This is a genomic window from Maridesulfovibrio pacificus (SeqCode) (genome assembly GCF_048612815.1).
Classification (GTDB): domain Bacteria; phylum Desulfobacterota; class Desulfovibrionia; order Desulfovibrionales; family Desulfovibrionaceae; genus Maridesulfovibrio; species Maridesulfovibrio pacificus.
In genome coordinates this window covers 155,853-172,244 of the sequence record NZ_JBLZNE010000002.1, presented here as the reverse complement: position 1 = coordinate 172,244, position 16,392 = coordinate 155,853, and the positions used below count along the sequence as shown (strand labels likewise).

Annotated in this window: 16 protein-coding genes and 1 pseudogene; 12 read left to right on the top strand and 5 right to left on the bottom strand. The window is 47.6% G+C overall.

Annotated features, from left to right (window positions below; genetic code table 11):
* The first annotated feature begins 92 nt into the window (after positions 1–92).
* The gene (locus ACNI23_RS18235) at positions 93–713 is read left to right on the top strand and encodes a flavodoxin family protein (protein ID WP_420250696.1); all 621 of its coding nucleotides are present in this window, start codon (positions 93–95) and stop codon (positions 711–713) included.
* 247 nt (positions 714–960) lie between these two features.
* On the top strand, positions 961–2,964 hold the full coding sequence (locus ACNI23_RS18230) for a HAMP domain-containing methyl-accepting chemotaxis protein (protein ID WP_420250695.1): 2,004 nt from the start codon (positions 961–963) through the stop codon (positions 2,962–2,964).
* Between the two features lie 56 nt (positions 2,965–3,020).
* Here the strand turns inward: ACNI23_RS18230 and ACNI23_RS18225 are convergent, their stop codons facing one another.
* Positions 3,021–4,667, bottom strand: coding sequence for a glycosyltransferase (locus ACNI23_RS18225; protein ID WP_420250694.1), 1,647 nt, complete (start codon positions 4,665–4,667; stop codon positions 3,021–3,023).
* Between the two features lie 82 nt (positions 4,668–4,749).
* Between ACNI23_RS18225 and ACNI23_RS18220 the strand changes: the two genes are divergently transcribed.
* The 7 genes and pseudogenes from ACNI23_RS18220 to ACNI23_RS18190 all read left to right on the top strand — a co-directional run bounded on the left by ACNI23_RS18220 (position 4,750) and on the right by ACNI23_RS18190 (position 10,068).
* Positions 4,750–5,490 (top strand): glycosyltransferase family protein, encoded by a 741-nt coding sequence (locus ACNI23_RS18220; RefSeq protein ID WP_420250693.1) that lies wholly within the window; start codon positions 4,750–4,752, stop codon positions 5,488–5,490.
* 132 nt (positions 5,491–5,622) lie between these two features.
* Positions 5,623–5,931, top strand: a pseudogene (locus tag ACNI23_RS18215) (Spx/MgsR family RNA polymerase-binding regulatory protein); the annotation flags it as partial.
* 159 nt (positions 5,932–6,090) lie between these two features.
* Positions 6,091–6,564, top strand: a complete 474-nt coding sequence (locus ACNI23_RS18210) for a methylglyoxal synthase (protein ID WP_420250692.1) — start codon at positions 6,091–6,093, stop codon at positions 6,562–6,564.
* Positions 6,565–6,632: 68 nt separating this feature from the next.
* Complete coding sequence (locus ACNI23_RS18205) at positions 6,633–6,908, top strand: hypothetical protein (RefSeq protein ID WP_420250691.1); 276 nt, start codon at positions 6,633–6,635, stop codon at positions 6,906–6,908.
* A 156-nt stretch (positions 6,909–7,064) separates the two neighbouring features.
* A complete protein-coding gene (gene prxU / locus ACNI23_RS18200; RefSeq protein ID WP_420250690.1) occupies positions 7,065–7,787 on the top strand; it encodes a thioredoxin-dependent peroxiredoxin in 723 nt (240 codons plus the stop codon).
* 165 nt (positions 7,788–7,952) lie between these two features.
* Positions 7,953–9,146 carry a putative sulfate/molybdate transporter gene (locus ACNI23_RS18195; RefSeq protein ID WP_420250689.1) on the top strand — a complete coding sequence of 398 codons (1,194 nt, stop codon included), beginning with the start codon at positions 7,953–7,955 and terminating at the stop codon, positions 9,144–9,146.
* A gap of 70 nt (positions 9,147–9,216) precedes the next feature.
* Positions 9,217–10,068 carry an amino acid kinase family protein gene (locus ACNI23_RS18190; RefSeq protein WP_420250688.1) on the top strand — a complete coding sequence of 284 codons (852 nt, stop codon included), beginning with the start codon at positions 9,217–9,219 and terminating at the stop codon, positions 10,066–10,068.
* A 52-nt stretch (positions 10,069–10,120) separates the two neighbouring features.
* Here ACNI23_RS18190 and ACNI23_RS18185 read toward each other — a convergent pair whose 3' ends face one another.
* A complete protein-coding gene (locus ACNI23_RS18185; protein ID WP_420250687.1) occupies positions 10,121–10,327 on the bottom strand; it encodes a hypothetical protein in 207 nt (68 codons plus the stop codon).
* Positions 10,328–10,423: 96 nt separating this feature from the next.
* Here ACNI23_RS18185 and ACNI23_RS18180 point away from each other — a divergent pair, with 96 nt between their 5' ends.
* Positions 10,424–10,771: a helix-turn-helix transcriptional regulator gene (locus tag ACNI23_RS18180; RefSeq protein ID WP_420250686.1), complete on the top strand. Its 348-nt coding sequence runs from the start codon at positions 10,424–10,426 to the stop codon at positions 10,769–10,771.
* Positions 10,772–10,778: 7 nt separating this feature from the next.
* Here ACNI23_RS18180 and ACNI23_RS18175 read toward each other — a convergent pair whose 3' ends face one another.
* The gene (locus tag ACNI23_RS18175) at positions 10,779–11,555 is read right to left on the bottom strand and encodes a hypothetical protein (protein ID WP_420250685.1); all 777 of its coding nucleotides are present in this window, start codon (positions 11,553–11,555) and stop codon (positions 10,779–10,781) included.
* A gap of 131 nt (positions 11,556–11,686) precedes the next feature.
* Positions 11,687–12,454: a substrate-binding periplasmic protein gene (locus tag ACNI23_RS18170; RefSeq protein WP_420250684.1), complete on the bottom strand. Its 768-nt coding sequence runs from the start codon at positions 12,452–12,454 to the stop codon at positions 11,687–11,689.
* Positions 12,455–12,663: 209 nt separating this feature from the next.
* Between ACNI23_RS18170 and ACNI23_RS18165 the strand changes: the two genes are divergently transcribed.
* Together ACNI23_RS18165 and ACNI23_RS18160 are read left to right on the top strand one after the other, a co-directional pair.
* Positions 12,664–13,320 (top strand): ferredoxin-like domain-containing protein, encoded by a 657-nt coding sequence (locus tag ACNI23_RS18165; RefSeq protein WP_420250683.1) that lies wholly within the window; start codon positions 12,664–12,666, stop codon positions 13,318–13,320.
* Between the two features lie 194 nt (positions 13,321–13,514).
* Entirely contained in the window at positions 13,515–14,738 is a 1,224-nt protein-coding gene (locus ACNI23_RS18160) for an NAD(P)-dependent oxidoreductase (protein WP_420250682.1), read from the top strand.
* A 71-nt stretch (positions 14,739–14,809) separates the two neighbouring features.
* Here ACNI23_RS18160 and ACNI23_RS18155 read toward each other — a convergent pair whose 3' ends face one another.
* Positions 14,810–16,390, bottom strand: coding sequence for an Lcl C-terminal domain-containing protein (locus tag ACNI23_RS18155; RefSeq protein ID WP_420250681.1), 1,581 nt, complete (start codon positions 16,388–16,390; stop codon positions 14,810–14,812).
* Between the last annotated feature and the right edge of the window lie 2 nt (positions 16,391–16,392).

The window sequence follows — 16,392 nt, the reverse complement described above, 5'->3', positions numbered from 1 at the left end:
AGGCAATCTTGTTTTTAAAGCTTTATGTTACATGAAGATGGGGCCGTACTTTGGACGGTTTATTTACGAAGAACATATACAGGGAGAGAGTTATGTACGTACTTGCAATTAATGGTAGTCCCCGTAAGGGCGGTAATACTGAAAGCATGCTGCAAAAAGTTTTGGAACCACTTGAAAGTGCAGGGTGGGAAACTGAGTTGTATCAACTTGGTGGCAAAAAGATACGTGGTTGCATGGCCTGTATGAAATGCTGGGAAAATAAGGACAGCAAGTGTGTTGTTGATAACGACAAGCTTAATGAAGTCTATGAGAAAATGGTCCGCGCTGATGCTGTTGTCATTGGTTCTCCCACATATTTTGCTGACGTGTCAGCCGAAATTAAGGCACTGATTGACCGTGCCGGCATGGTTGCCCTTGCAAACGACCGACAGTTCGAAGGAAAAATCGGCGGGGCTGCAGTTGCTGTACGACGTGGCGGTGCGACCCATGTCTTTGACAGTATCAACCATCTCTACCAGATTAACGGTATGGTCATGCCGGGTTCCACCTACTGGAACATGGGGTACGGATTGAATAAGGGTGAAGTACTAAACGATGATGAAGGTATTGCAAATATGGTTCATCTCGGACGTACAATTGATTGGCTGGGCAAAGCTATTGTACCGCATCTAGGATCTTTCCCTAAAGCTGGAGATGAGTACGGAGAGGGTTAATTTTCCAAATTTATAATAGGATAACGTCTTTAAGGTCGGCTGCATTTTTCATCAGCCGGCCTTTTTTCATTGTTTATTGAGAGTAAGTACTTGTTGTATAAAGATTTGTTGTTTGCCATCAGAGTTAGTTAAAAAAAAATTCATTTCCCTTTTAAATAAACTAAAATTTGAGTTATTATGATTTTTCATAGTTATTGTTTTATGCCTTGTTTAGCAGATTCACTCAGTAGCCTTTTTGGGGGATAAAATGAAATTGTCGGCAAAACTAATGCTAGGTTTTGGTTCTGTTCTTGGCTTGCTCCTTATTTTGGCTGTCATCTCATTCTGGGCACTTGAAAATTCCAGTGAAGGTTTTACCCAATATCGGGGATTGGCAACGGACACCAATCTAAGTGGGCGCTTGCAAGCCAATATGCTTATGGTCCGTATGAATGTTAAGGATTTTATCCTTACAGGTAGTGAAGAGGACCTCAAGGAATATGACGATTACTATGCAAAGATGCGCGGGTTCATGGATGAGGCCGTCAGTGAAATCCAGAAGCCGGAAAGAGCTTCTCTTATTACTAAGGCTGATGCGGAAGTACGGGAGTATGGAGAATACTTTGAAAAAATCAAAGAATTCAGGGTGGAGAGCAATCATTATGTAAATGACGTACTGAACGTGAATGGTCCTCTGATGGAGCAGAAGTTAACTCGTATTTTACAAACAGCAGAGCGGGATAATGATATGAGCGCAGCAGTCTTAAGCGGTCATGCCATGCGTAACCTGCTGCTTGCCAGATTATCTGTGCTTAAATTTTTGGACGACAACTCTAAGGCTTCAGTTGATAGGGTAAAAAGTGAGGCGAAAGATCTTAGTAAGTTGTTGGATGATCTGGATCGTAGCCTGCAAAATCCTGAACGTCGCCGTCTCCTGAGTGAAGTCATTAATTTGAAAGAAAAATATATGGGTGCTTTTGCCAGTTTGACTAAGGTTATTTTCACTCGCAATGATATAGTAGAAGGCCATCTTGATAAACTTGGACCTTCTATTGCCAATAATATTGAAGACGTGAAACTTTCTGTCATGGCTGATCAGGAAGTGCTGGGCCCCAAACTCCAAGCTGCGAATAATCAGGCTATTATGATGGCGGTCGGCATCAGCCTTATTGCCCTTGCCATTGGTATTGTCACTGCTGGTTTTATCATTAGAACTGTTAATCGCCAGCTTGGCAGTGATCCGGCTGAGATTGCAAATATTGCCCAGAGCATTGCCGGGGGGGATCTGGATCTCAAATTTGTAGAGCCTGCAATCGGTGTTTATGGAAATATGCGCAACATGGCAGCACAACTCACGCAGGTTGTTTCTGATGTCAGGGCCGGTGCAAGTAATGTAGCTTCCGGCAGTACAGAACTCTCAGCCTCCGCTGAAGGACTTTCACAGGGGGCCACGGAACAGGCTGCATCAATTGAGGAAGTCTCCGCCTCTATTGAGGAAATGGCCAGCAATATCAAACAGAACACCCTGAACGCTCAGACAACCGAAGAGATTGCCCTCAAGTCTGCTTCGGATGCTCAGGAAAGCGGTGGGGCTGTTTCCGAGGCTGTTTCAGCAATGAAGAATATTGCTGAGAAGATTTCCATTATTGAAGAAATTGCCCGACAGACCAACCTGCTTGCACTTAATGCCGCCATTGAAGCTGCGCGTGCCGGGGAGCATGGTAAAGGGTTTGCCGTTGTTGCTGCTGAAGTGCGTAAGCTGGCTGAGAGAAGCGGTAACGCCGCCGGAGAAATCAGCGAACTTTCGACTACTACAGTGACCGTGGCTGAAAAAGCCGGAGATATGCTCGATAATCTTGTCCCAAATATTCAGAAAACAGCAGAATTGGTACAGGAAATAGCATCCGCCAGTACTGAACAGAATTCCGGTGCAGAGCAGATCAGCAAAGCTATTACCCAGCTTGATTCCGTTATCCAGCAGAATGCTTCGGCCTCTGAAGAAATGGCATCCACCAGTGAGGAACTCTCATCTCAGAGTGCTTTGCTGGAAAACACCATGTCTTTCTTCAAGGTCAGCGGTTATGGCAGTTCTAGATATTCACAGCCTAGAGCATTGCCGGTTAGCCACAACCCTGTTGATAAACCGGTAAAAGAGGCTTCGGTCGTCCCCTCCCGTCCGGCTCCTAAGCCTGTAGCAGCGGCCTCGTCTTCTGATATGGGAGGACTAAGTCTGGATATGGAAGCTGATGATAGTGATTTTGAGAAGTTCTAAGGCAGGGTCCAATCAATCATGAATAAAGGTCTCCGGAGTTTTATCCGGAGACCTTTTTAATTTTTCACTATCTTTTCTTTTCGCAGAACATCTGCAAGGGTCGCTTTGAAGTCTGCTTCGCTTATGTCGCGGGTTTCTACTGATGAATATTTCATATCCAGGCGGGATTGGTTACCTATCTGGATGGCAGCAGCTTTTTTGCTGGTTGCTCCGGCAACCCCGGTTCTTTTCAAATGTCTGACCCGTAGGTGACCTTGGTATACCGGGACCTTATTTTTCAGGCAGAGTCGTAAGTCCCGGTCGAGATCGTCAAATTGTGAAGGCGAAAAACGGATGTCGAATCCGCCTGTCGTACCAAGGTCATCCATGCGTATGATGTGGCAGCATCCGGTGACTGAACCGCAGGGCCGCATATAATCAAACTGCCCATAATCCATTGTTTGGAGTTGGATGTCGGTAGTTCGCAGTTGCGGACCGTCTGCTCCTCTTTCATTCTTGATGTGGAGGTCTACGCTTTGAAGCTTACGCGGATTTGGAGCATCCACAACTTTGCAGCCCCAGACACCGGCATCAGGATAATTCTTTATTGCAGCCCCAAGCTTGAGCAACCAGTCCTGTGGTGGCAGGGCGTCATCATCAAGAAAAGCAGCAAAGTCAGCCTCTGCAATTTGAGGATGAAAGAGCAGCCAGTTACGGGCAGCAGGGGCACCGATGTTCACATGCAAGTCAAAACGGATTAAGGGCAGATCATCCCTTGTCTTGGATTCAGCTTCCCATTTGTCTATGACTGCTGGGGTACCGTCAATGCTGCCGTTATCCAGCACGGCTAGAAAAGTGTTTTCATATTTTGCAGCGAATACGGCTTCAAGGGTGGCGTCCAGTTCTTCGGCCTTGTTGTAGCTGTAAATCAGAATCGCTACTTTACCCGGAGGGGGAGAGCTTAAGAGATCGGTTTCGCTTATCAGGTCCGCAGTGCGCAGCAGGGTATTGATCCGCCAAGGGCGTGCTTCTGTATCCTGCTTATAAAGTCTGATTGCATCAGCTCGGTTGCCCATGCGCAGCAGACATTCTCCCAGACGGGGCAGTGCTTCCGGGAATGAGCCTGTGTTGTAGGCATTTTCATAATTAATGGCAGCCTGCGAGTATTCACACTGTGCGAAAGCCAGATTAGCGGAAAGAAAATCGTGCAGCGGTTCCATTGAGCTGAAATCGATATTTTCTAACAATTGTAAGGATGCATTGAGGAACGGCTCCTCATCTGTGGCTTCGTAGAGTTCCTTTGAAATTTTCAACAGGGCAAGTGAAGCGGGAAATTCATCGAGCAATTGGGTCAGCACTTCTGCTGCCTGCTCATATCTTTCCCTGCTGATCAGGTTGCGCAAACGTTTTTCCTGCGCACTGAAGTCGTCTTTGTGGGACTCTTCCACAATGCGGGTCAGCATTTTGCCCATTGGTGAGTTCGGTCCTTCCTGCCCCATAAGGTTTTGCTGCAGCTGTGCGCTTTGCAGATTCAGGGGATCATGGCACCATGCAGAAATCAGGGTTTCAAAGGCCAGCTTGATGAATAATTCACTGTTGGCGGGATCGTTTTTACTGAGTTCTATGCATTTGTAGCCGATGGATGTTAAATGAGTGCGCCCGACGCCCCCGGCCAGAAATTTTTCTGCAAGTTCTCGTGGGAGCCTGTTCCAGAATGTGTCCATGATACTGCCCTTGATGGAATTGTTAATAACTTCTAGAGTATTTCTTTACTAGTTAATCCTTATTCATTGCAAGGAGTTTGCTGTGGCAGACAGACGGTTGGCGCTTGTTATCCTGCATTATGGTGATCCGGCCCTTACTTCAAGGGTCAAAGAGCAGCTCGAGGAGTCCGATCCCAAGTGGGCGGAACATATTTACGTGCTTGATAACCATGCGCCGGAACCTTTTATCGGGGCATGGCGCAGGTTGGACGAAAATTTATATTGGGCGGGAGCACTGGACTACTGCCTTAAAGAATTTCAAAGCAGGGGCTACACCCATCTCTGGTTTTTGAATAATGATATCTGGTTCGGATCAAAGCCTCCGCACATCCTTAAGGCATGGAAACGTCTGGAACAGCTGGATGCCAAGATAGGACCTGTGGGAGTGTATTCTCCGGCCACCCACCGCAGCCCGTATCATCCTCAGATGATAGAAAAACCGGGGATGCAATATTCTACTGTGCCTTATATTGATGGAATTTCTCCGCTATTCAACATTAAATGTCTGAACAAAATCGGCGGGCTTGATTACGAAGGCAATATCTTCGGCTACGGGGTGGATGTCTGGAATTCTCTGGATCTCCACCGAGCTGGTTTTCCGGTAGTGGTCGATCATCAGGTTACAATTCGCCATATTTACCATAGCACTGCCAAGAAAGTGGAAGGCTTTTTAGCCGCAGCAGCCGAGGCCCAGCATAGGTATATGGCTGTTCGGCTTGGGGATAATTATGAAGAGGTGCTCAAGCAGGAACTGGCTTCCTGCCGTGACTTTTGGTCTTTTTAAGTTTTCTCTATAATTGTAGCCGTTATTCATCTGTGTTATTAATGGGACTGGTAATAAGAATTGCCTGCAACCATCAGACGGAGATGATATATTATGATTTTAGTACATTACCCAAGTTGAACCACTTCCCGCAAAGCCAAGGCTTGGCTTGAGGAAAAAGGTATTGATTTCACCATCCGCCATATAGTTAAAGAGACCCCGACCAAAGATGAATTTCTTGCATGGCAGAAGATTGCCGGGGTGGATAAGAAAAAGTTCGTAAATACCAACGGCAAGAAATATAAGGAAATGGGGTTGAAAGAGACCATTGATGCCATGAGCGATGCTGAGCTTTTTGAGCTGATTGCCGCTGACGGCATGTTGGTCAAACGTCCCATTCTTGTGGATGATGATTTTGTTCTCATCGGTTTCAAGATTAAGGAATGGGAAGAACGGTTTTAATAAGTTCCATAAATATGCTGAATTGGCTGCTGAAATTTCAGCAGCCTTTTTTATGACACCTTTCTTTTCCCATTCTTAATATTGTCCCAGTGACTTTTCTTGTTTGCCATGTCATAGTGGCAGTAAATAAATACCTTTAAATTTAATAGGATGACTTCCATGAGTAAGGTAAAGAATATAGCTGTGGTTGCCCATGACAACTGCAAGAAAGAGTTGCTTGATTTTGTTGACTGTAATCACAATATCCTTTCCCGGCACAATCTTGTTGCTACCGGTACCACCGGGGGGCTGGTCGAGAAAATGATCAGGGAAAGGGGAGAGCAGAAGGCAGAAGAAGGGTACGATTTCAAGCCTGTTCACAGGATGAAATCCGGTCCTCTGGGCGGCGACCAACAGCTTGGAGCCATGATTTCCGAAGGTAAGATTGATGTGCTGATCTTTTTCTGGGACCCCATGCAGCCGCAACCACACGATGTTGATGTTAAGGCGCTGCTGCGTTTGGCTGTTCTTTATAATATCCCCACCGCAAGCAACCGTTCATCTGCTGAGTTTTTGATATCATCTCCTTTTTTCGAAGGGGAGTTTCAGCGTAAGGAAACGGATTTTAGTGCTTACACCCAACGAAAATTGTAAACAGTTGTGCGCTGTTCTCATTTGATTTATGACCACCTGAATTTAATGAGATCAAGCGTGAGGTGTTTATGAATAAGACTGAAGTGAAGAAGGTTACCTTCAAAGAATATGATATCCGCTACTATGTGGTCGGCAATGTTGCTTATGTCTGTCCTGACGATCTGGTTCCCATCATGGCTCTTGATTCCAAGAAGATTGATGTGAGCGGTGAAAAAGCCTTGGATAAGGTTGAGGCCGGTCGTAAGATTTTTCCTTACTTCGAATTTTTTGATTGGTTTTCAGAGCAGTTCGATCAGTATGATTACTCAGATGATGTGATCCTGCCTGATCCCATGCCGTGGTAGAAAGGTAATAAGTATACTTTATATCAAGGGATGTCCTGAATAGGACATCCCTTTTTTTGTGCTTGAAACAAGTATCGACTTTTTTGATAAAAGTAGTTTCTACTAATAAGTATTGCTGATATAAAGGCCTTAAAACCAAATTGGAGGAATCAGAATATGAGTAAAGTTCAAGTGGGTTGTTCAAAGCCTGTCGGCAGTAACGCCGAGGAAGCACAGCCTGAAGTTGAAAATGTTGCCTCCGAAACATCTAAAGGAGCAGGAAAAATGATTAAAGCTGGACAGAAAGCCCCTGATTTTAGCGCAATGGCTTATCAGGATGGCGGGTTCAAAGAAGTCAAACTTTCCGATTATGCCGGCAAGTGGGTTGTGCTTTGTTTCTACCCCGGTGATTTTACCTTTGTCTGAGCAACTGAAGTTTCGGCGGTCGCCGAAAAGCATGCTGAATTTGAAGCTCTCGGAGTTCAGGTCCTTTCCATGAGCACAGACAGCGTCTTCGTTCATAAGATGTGGGAATATGATGAACTTTCCAAAATGATCACAGCGGGCAAGGTTCCTTTTCCTATGCTTTCAGATGGCGGTGGTAAGGTCGGTGAAATGTATGGTGTTTATGATGAACATTCCGGTGTTGATATTCGTGGTCGTTTCCTTATCGATCCTGACGGTGTAATTGTCGGGTATGAAGTACTGACTCCGCCTGTCGGTCGTAATGTATCTGAAACCCTGCGTCAGATTCAGGCTTATCAGCATGTACGGGCAACAGGTGCAGCTGAGGTTTGCCCCTCAGGTTGGAAACCGGGTAAGACAGTTCTCAGCCCCGGCCCGGAACTCGTAGGTAAGGTTTGGGAGGCTTGGAAAGTCTCAATGGCCTTTGAAGATTAGGCAGCGAATAGCACCCATCTATACTGCTCCCGGTCGGTTATTGCTGATCGGGAGTTTTTTTTGTGTAAAAATGTAATTATGTCTGGGCTGTCAGCTTTTAAAATCGTTGTGAATTTATTACATAATACAGTAGTAGTTAAACAGCTGACATAAATAGGAGTTGCCGTGCGTATAAGTTTCAACAGGATGGAGTGGGCCGGAGCCGTTGGTGATCTCGGTGCCTTACTGCCATTAGCCTTTGCCATGATTATGGTTAACGGGCTTTCGGCTACCGGGGTGTTGTTATCGGTTGGCCTGTTCTACATCATCGGCGGAATATACTATCGGGTTCCCATTGCGGTGCAGCCGATGAAGGTGGTTTCGGCTTATGCAATTGCCCAGTCACTTAGTCCTACGGTGATTACCGGGGCAGGGTTTATAATTGCAGCTTTAATGTTGTTCCTCGGTGCCAGCGGTTTGGTCAAAAAAGCGGCAAAGATGATTCCGCTGCCTGTTATCCGCGGGGTTCAGGTTTCAACCGGGATATTGCTGCTGTTGAAAGGTGTTTCTCTCGCGGCCGGGACCAGTGCATTACAGGCTGCACAGGGTAAAGTTGAGCCGTTTCTTGCTATTCAATCTTTCGGACCTGTGCCGCTTAGCGTGGCCTTCGGAATTCTTTTCGGGATCATCACTCTGCTCTTAATCAACAGCAAGAGATTTCCCGCCGGACTTGTCGTTGTGGGCTGCGGTGCGATTCTGGGTGGATTGTTGGGGGCATGGCAGGGGTTGGCTGACCTTAGTTTAGGTTTTCATCTGCCGCAATTCATGCCTTTCGGTTTTCCCACAGCGGATGATTTTTCTTTTGCCTTGCTGGCGCTGGTCTTACCCCAGATTCCCATGACTCTGGGGAATGCGGTTATCGCCAACCGTGATTTGAGTCATGAATATTTCGGTACGGAAGGCCGGCGGGTAACTGACCGGGCCTTGTGTATAAGCATGGGTATTGCCAACGGGTTTGCCGCGCTGGTTGGCGGCATGCCGCTTTGCCACGGAGCAGGTGGTCTTGCTGCCCATTATCGCTTCGGTGCGAGGACATGCGGTTCCAACCTTATTATCGGTGCTTTATTTGTACTGCTGGCAATAGGGTTCGGATCGGGGGCAGTAAAGGTTCTGCAACTTATCCCCATGGGTGTGCTTGGGGTATTGCTGGTTTTCGCCGGGGTTCAGCTGGTGCTTGCTATGCGTGATATGACTGCAAGATCAGCTCAGGTCGTAATTGCAGTCATGCTTGGTATCACCCTTCTTTCGAATCTTGCATGGGCCTTTGGCGCCGGGATTCTGCTGAGTATTATTTTTTCAAGGTTTAAGGTGTCACAATAGCTGTGATTGGTTTACACTTAATCATCCCGCAGTCCTCAGGGATGACAATACTGCTAAAACGGAGGTTCTTATGGGTAAATTGATTAAGGAAGAAGGCGAAAAAGGCCGTCTGCATATAGAAACCAAGCTGCTGGGTGAATCTCTTGTCGGTAAGGAGTGCTTGCGTAATACCGAAGCGGATAATTATTTCCACATGCAGCCTGAGGTTAATGTTCTCAAGATTGGTGGGCAGTCCATCATGGACCGCGGAGCGAAAGCTCTGCTGCCTATCCTTGATGAATTGGTGAAGGCCAAGGAAGAGCACAAAATACTGCTCATGACTGGAGGCGGTACCCGTGCCCGTCACGTGTACAATATCGGCGTAGACCTGGGTATGCCTACCGGTGTTCTTTCCAAGCTGGGCGATAAGGTTTCATGGCAGAACGCGGAAATGCTCTCTGTACTGCTGGCTAAACGCGGCGGTGTAAAAATCGGTCATGGTGAGCACCTTGAGCAGCTGAACATGTATTGCCAACTGGGGTACCTGCCCATCACTACAGGTATTCCGCCTTACGGATTCTTCGAGCATCCGGCAGAAGTAGGCTCAATCCCGCCGCACCGTACTGACTCCGGTGCCTTCCTGCTGGCGGAAAATATAGGTGCTAAGTCTGTTATTTATCTGAAGGACGAAAAAGGCCTCTACGAGGACGATCCCAAAAAGGCCAAGGATCGTGAAACCCTCAAGTTCTACGATCGCATCCATGTTGATGAGTTGATTGAAATGGACCTTGATGATCTGATTGTCGAGCGTGCTGTCCTGACCTTCCTCAAGAACGCCAAGACACTTAAGCAGTTCCAGATTATTGATGTGCTGCGTGATCCGGAATGCGTACATGCCGCATTGCGCGGAGAGCACGTCGGAACGATTGTCTATAAAGATTAAATTCTGAACAAATTAAAAACGGGGAACAGTTTCATAGCTGTTCCCCGTTTTTTTAGTCTCTCTTGCCTTCGGTGCCCTTGCCGTCACGTTCCAGATAAACGATCTCAGCTCCGGTGTGCTTGGCAATTTCTTTAAGCTCGCACTTACGGATGCGCTTGACCTTTAAGGTCAGACCTTCACCCTGTACACCTACTACGCGGTAACGGGGTCTCTTGTCGCCATCTGTGGCCTTAACTCTTTCCCTTACGAAAATTTTCATAAAGCCCTCCTCTCGGTTTATTGTGTCTTTATGGATATTCGTCTATACTAGATATATATCCTCTAAGAACATATAGTCAAGAAGAACAGGTTAAAAATGTCGAAAAAAGCAGGTGGGGGTAAGCCCCAAAGGTATGTGCAACCATCGTTGTTGCTGGCTTTAAAGTCAGGATCTTCATATGGTTATGAACTGATTCAAACCATCAGCGGGTATGGTTTTTTGCGCGCAGAAGCGCCCCCCGGAATGATCTATCGTCATCTGCGGCAGATGGATGAAGAAGGTCTGGTGGAATCAAAGTGGGATGCTGAGGGTGACGGTCCGGCTAAGCGCGTGTATGCCATCACCCCGGAAGGCCTTGAGATTCTTGAAGCGTGGATAATACATATGGAACGCCAGCGCGACGCTCTGGACAGTTTCATTACCCGTTATCGGGAAGGTCAGTAGCCGTAAATTACATTGGAGTATTGGGGGGTACGACTGTAGTTCGGTTTTTAGAACCTGTCTGCATGCTGTGCCCTTTCTTGCGCTTGCCGTGCGCCGGTTCCCAGATGCCGTAGTCTATGCGTTTAACCTGTAATACCGGGCGTCCTCCCCAGAGAGAGGGCCTGATCCATGAACCATTGCGGACTTCATCTCCGGGCAATGGCACCAGCGGGTCGCGGTCCGTGGAGATGACATCGATTCCGGCTTCAAGCAGATCCTGAACATGCAGGTCCGTGCCCAGCTCACGCAGCCGTCCGTATTCGATGAATCGACCGCACCATCCGTAAACTGTGAGTCCTACGGCGGCGGTGGCTCCGATGATACCGTCATTAGTTCCGCCCAGTCCGTAGAGCTCAATAGAGCGGGCGGCATGCATGGCGTCCTGCTGAGTTTGTCTGCGTCCGGTAACTTGTTTGGAAAAGTCGATAATTTCGCTGTTTACTTCATCTTCGCGGGCAATGCACAGCCCCGGATCACTGCCGGGAGCACAATATTTGTTCAGGTGCTCTGTGGCCTGCTCGCGCAGGTAATCAAGATTGCTGTCAGGTGAAATTTCAATAATTGCACAGGCCGAGCTGTTGTTGGAGGTGTACGGAATGTTATCCAGCCGGGGCAGCTGGTGGCGGACTACGCCGATTACATGACAATCGTTGTCCAGCCTGTAAACAAATTCACGCACCAGGCGTCCGGTTCCGATGGTGGCATCTTTGTCATCAGTATCATCAAATCCCATATAAATGCGCATTCCGTTCTCCTTTGAATAGAAGCCACACTTCGCACCCATGTCTGCGTAAGTCAATATGGTTTACTGTGCTGTTGAAACGGCACAAAGTTGCTGTTTGGTCCAAGTACGTATTTGTATATCGGGCTAAATGTTTATCGTTGAACTGTCTGATATTTAGCCAGAAAACGGTCGATAATATCTTGGATTTCTCCCGTTTTCAGCATCTTTTTCAGGACCGCATTGAGTTCCGGAACCCTTTGCGCCAAGGGAGATCTTTTTGAGACAGCGAAGTAGACGGCAAGGGGCTTATTGTATACGTAGTCCGCTTTTTCCACCTTATCCTGATAGCCAAGTTTGTAGCGTAGGTAATCACCTACCGTTTCAGTAAGTATCAGTGTGTCTATGCGTCCAACTTCCAGCTTTTTAAAATTGTTTGTCGCATCTTTTCCCATATCTTTTTTCAGGTTATTGTCGTGGTCAAATTTGGGAAAGAATTTTGTGCCGAGGGTTACCCCGATTCTATATTTGTATAGGTCTTCGTAGGATGTAATTATAGTAGATCTGTCTTTCAAGACATAAAAAGCCTTGGAGCTGTATGTCTTATATGGGGGATCAAGAAAGACCATGTATTGTTCACGATCCTCATGTTTAAGCAGTCCGCTCATAAGGTCGGCTGTGCCTTTCATCATCATCCTTTGTGCCCGTTTCCATGGGCGAATGACATAGGTGGCCTCCAGACCCATTTTTTGCAGCAGGGCATTTGTTATATCGACATTGACCCCACTGATATCATTGCTGTTGTTTACTATTCTCCATGGAGGATAATCTGACACAGGAACAATTACTTTTTGCGCTAGGCTTGAAGCTGCAGTTGCGATTAAGAGTAATATAGTCAGTATGAGAGTAAGAAGTTGCTTCATTATTAACTGATACATAATTTGTTTTAGAAAATCCAGCAGGCCCTTCAAAAAAGAGGGAGCTGTAAAATGGTAAAATCTTCTATATTTACATCAATCGCTCGTAAAATAAGTTGGCTCCCATGGGTTAATTATTCTTAGCACCCAGCGTTTGCACTGCCGGACGCTCTGATGTAAATGGATACCCATCAAAATAAGCAAGGAGTCTTTTTATGGATAATATTGTTGCTGAAGCTCTTACAGCTATGCCTGTTGAACGCAAAGACGGAACCTACGCTCTGCGTATTCCTCTGGCTCAGGGGCAGTGTACCCCCGGAATGATGAAAACTGTCCTGGAAACCATGGCTAAGTTCGGTCTTACTTCTGTTCGTGTGACTACCGGCCAGCGCTTGAATCTTGAAGGTATTCCCAAGGATAAAGTGGACGAGGTTATCGCCAGCCTTGGAACCAAGGTTGATAAAGTTCCTCCGACTGTGGGTGTTTGCACCGGTGCGGGCGTATGTAAGTACGGTGTTCAGGATAGCCGCGGCATGGGTAAAAAACTGCTTGAAGTCATCAAGGCAAACGGTCCTTACCCCTTCAAGATTAAAAGCGGTGTGTCCGGCTGTAAAATGGTTTGTGCATTTAGCAATGTGCGTGACATCGGCCTCGTGGGAACCCCCAAAGGGTGGGATGTTCTCTTCGGCGGCGGCGCAGCACGTAATGTCCGCGCAGGCGTAAAAATCGGCACCAAGCTCGGTGACGATGAAGCTCTCGCACTTATCGAAAAGGCTCTTGATTTCTACAAAGAAAACGGCCGCAAGCGCGAACGCATCAGCGGTCTTGTTGACCGTCTCGGTGAAGAAGCTCTGCTTGAAGCCATGAAATAGTTTTATTTAGTTTGATTATTAGAAAGGCGGTCTCCCTTGGGGAGTCCGCCTTTTTTACCTCCTAAGTTGAATGTAAATATACACTGGACCTCCCCGTCTACCCCTGTTATTACCCGCTTTCCACGCACTACTTTCTTATCCTTTTCAAGATAATCAGGCCCCATCATCCAAGGGCCAAACCACACATCATTCATATGGGAAAACATATCATTGAAGAGGCAACCCGTTGCCTGCAGTGCAAGAAACCGCTTTGCAGTAAGGGCTGTCCCCTTGGAACACCTATCAATAAAATGATCGAACTCCTGCTGGACGGTAAAATGCAGGAGGCCGGGGCTATGCTTTTTGAAAACAATCCGCTTTCCGTGGTCTGTTCACTTATCTGCCCCCACGAAAATTTTTGTGAAGGGCATTGCATTCTGGGGCGTAAGAGTTCACCGGTGCAGTGCAGTGACATTGAAAACTATATTTCACGCTATTACCTCGCCCAGTTCCAGCCGCAGAAAAAGGAAAAACGTAAGTCTCGCATTGCCGTTGTCGGCTCCGGTCCGGCCGGGATTACTGTGGCTTTCATCCTTGCCCTGAAAGGCTATGAGGTGACAATTTTTGAATCCGAGGAAAAGATCGGCGGGGTTCTGCAATACGGTATCCCTGAATTCCGTCTGCCTAAGGATATTCTTGAAAAGCTGCGCGAAGTTCTGGTGCAGCTCGGTGTGAAAATCCGTCCTAACATGCTCATTGGTCCGGTCATCAGTATCGAGGACTTGCTGCGCGATGGCTACAAGGCTATTTTCATCGGAACCGGGGTCTGGAACCCGCGTCCGCTGCGGCTCAAGGGCGAAACTCTCGGACATGTGCATTACGCCATCAACTATCTTAAGAATCCTGATGTCTACGAACTGGGTAAGAAAGTTGCGGTGGTCGGTGCCGGTAACGTGGCTATGGATGTGGCCCGTACCGCCTTGCGTAAGGGTGCAGAAGAAGTGACCGTGCTTTACCGCCGTGGTCAGGAAGATATGTCCGCCACCAAGTATGAGTACGATTACGCCAAGCTGGACGGCGTGCACTTCAAGTTCTTCCACTCTCCGCTGGAACTTTCCGAGGAAGGCGTGCTTTGTGTGCGTACCGAAAAGAAAACCGATGAAGACGGTAATGCCAAGCTGGTTACCATTGAGGGTTCTGAAAAGATGGAACAGGCTGATTCCATTTTTATCGCAGTAAGTCAGGCTCCGCGTAATAACCTGACCGGAATAGAAATCGGCAAGACCGGACTGGTCATCACCGATGAAGAAGGCCGTACCACTCGTGACGGAGTCTTCGCTTCCGGGGATGTTGTCACCGGAGCCAGAACTGTAGCCGAAGCCGTACGGTGTTCCAAGAATTCCGCGCAGGCGATTATGGATTACGTGGAAGGTTTGTAGACAGTTTGGAATCCCTATTAGTTAAAATAAAAATATCCCGGAATTGTGCTTAATTCCGGGATGTTTTTTATTTACTGCATCTGGCTGCCACGCATTCCTCCGGGACCGTGCCCTTCGGGAACGCAGAATATTTGATTTCCCCGGCTCATGCATAAGCCGGAAAGCTTGCCGCGCGGAGTCTCTACTGAGCATTCATCTCCATGAGATTTACCTTCGCAGGCAGTGAAAGCTTCTTCGGGAGGACCTTGGCGGTTACCGGGACCACGTCCCTGTCCCATCCCACCTTGCATCATGCCTTGCCCCATTTCATTTTGCATCATTCCTTGTCTCATCCCACCTTGCCTCATGCCTTGACCCATGCCGGAGTTACGTCCTTGATTTCTTCCCATTCCCTGTCTGTTTCCACCCATGGAGCTCATTCCATCAGAGAATGAATTGGGGGAACCGCCTTTCCAAGTTGGAATTTTGGTGTAGGGCGGCTCGTATGGTTGGACCCCGCCGCCAGCCACACAACGTGCGAAATTATAGATGCGAATGTCGTCCCCTTGCGGACCGCGTCCGGTTGGAAATGCATTCGGGGTGCCTGATTTCGGATCACTTCGCTGTGCTCCTGCTCCGTGGACATCCATCCATTTTTTATTGTTATTGCGCGGGGGCGCGAAATAGCCCAAGGCCCGTCCAAAGGCAACGTAGGATGCGTGGGAAGGTTTAGGTCCGTCCATATGGGTGGTTGAGGACCAATAGTAGGATTCATTGTCCGTTACCTTGAAGATGGAATTGATGGCAGCTGAATTGCTGGTCTTGGGGCTGCGTGAGTAATCCACTATGGATTGCAGTTCTTTCACGTTCGGCAACCGCCAGTCGCTGCGTCCGGCATGAGTCAGGTTTTCGCAATAGCTTAGAGCTTCCTCCCAGTTCAGCTTCTTGCTGCTGTCGGTCTGCTGCCAGATCAGTCCGGTAGCTTTGTCTTCAATGGTGCTGTCTTTGCGGTCTATAAAAATATTTTTTCCGTACTCCGGATTGCCGCGGACGTAGCGGATATATTTGCTGCAGTTACCTCGAGGGTTTCTTTTGCCGTATCCTTTGATGCGCCCATCAGCGAAATTGACACCGAATGCAGTGGGGTTGCCGTCCATGGTCTTGCTCACGTAAGTAGTCGAGGACCAGTCCTGACAGTCTATGATGCGTTCCCCTTTTGAGGTGTCACCGTATTTGAAATCAAAATAGTCGGTATTGATGAAGGGAACAGATGTTTTTTCCGATCCCTGCACCCAGCCGTTGAAGTTGATGAGTGAATACAGTTCCTTAATGTTCGGGGCACGCCAGTCCGTATAGCCACCAACCCGGCAGTCATTCGCTCCGTCCATGGCCTGTTGCCATGATACAGCGGGACCGCGTTCTTTGACCCACATCAGCCCGGTTACGAGATCGGAGATTGTACCATCCCCATTATCTTTGTACCGAGGCTGGTTGCCTTTGTATTGCGCATCCTGTCCGGAGAAATGATAACCTTTACTTGGGCATCGGATTTGTTGGGAGTTGTTGAAGCAGGCTTGCTGTCCGCTATCTACTATTGGGTAGTTTTCAGCCCAAACGGATGTTGCGCAGATAAATAAGAATGAAGTTATGACTAGCAGGGAATACCTTTTCATAA

Bases quoted from the DNA above. Each gene is read 5' to 3' on its own strand.
- ACNI23_RS18155 (WP_420250681.1), bottom strand. From the start codon at position 16,390: ATGAAAAGGTATTCCCTGCTAGTCATAACTTCATTCTTATTTATCTGC.
- ACNI23_RS18230 (WP_420250695.1), top strand. From the start codon at position 961: ATGAAATTGTCGGCAAAACTAATGCTAGGTTTTGGTTCTGTTCTTGGC.
- ACNI23_RS18180 (WP_420250686.1), top strand. From the start codon at position 10,424: ATGTCGAAAAAAGCAGGTGGGGGTAAGCCCCAAAGGTATGTGCAACCA.
- ACNI23_RS18190 (WP_420250688.1), top strand. From the start codon at position 9,217: ATGGGTAAATTGATTAAGGAAGAAGGCGAAAAAGGCCGTCTGCATATA.
- ACNI23_RS18160 (WP_420250682.1), top strand. From the start codon at position 13,515: ATGGGAAAACATATCATTGAAGAGGCAACCCGTTGCCTGCAGTGCAAG.
- ACNI23_RS18225 (WP_420250694.1), bottom strand. From the start codon at position 4,667: ATGGACACATTCTGGAACAGGCTCCCACGAGAACTTGCAGAAAAATTT.
- ACNI23_RS18210 (WP_420250692.1), top strand. From the start codon at position 6,091: ATGAGTAAGGTAAAGAATATAGCTGTGGTTGCCCATGACAACTGCAAG.
- ACNI23_RS18235 (WP_420250696.1), top strand. From the start codon at position 93: ATGTACGTACTTGCAATTAATGGTAGTCCCCGTAAGGGCGGTAATACT.
- ACNI23_RS18205 (WP_420250691.1), top strand. From the start codon at position 6,633: ATGAATAAGACTGAAGTGAAGAAGGTTACCTTCAAAGAATATGATATC.
- ACNI23_RS18185 (WP_420250687.1), bottom strand. From the start codon at position 10,327: ATGAAAATTTTCGTAAGGGAAAGAGTTAAGGCCACAGATGGCGACAAG.
- ACNI23_RS18165 (WP_420250683.1), top strand. From the start codon at position 12,664: ATGGATAATATTGTTGCTGAAGCTCTTACAGCTATGCCTGTTGAACGC.
- ACNI23_RS18170 (WP_420250684.1), bottom strand. From the start codon at position 12,454: ATGAAGCAACTTCTTACTCTCATACTGACTATATTACTCTTAATCGCA.
- ACNI23_RS18175 (WP_420250685.1), bottom strand. From the start codon at position 11,555: ATGCGCATTTATATGGGATTTGATGATACTGATGACAAAGATGCCACC.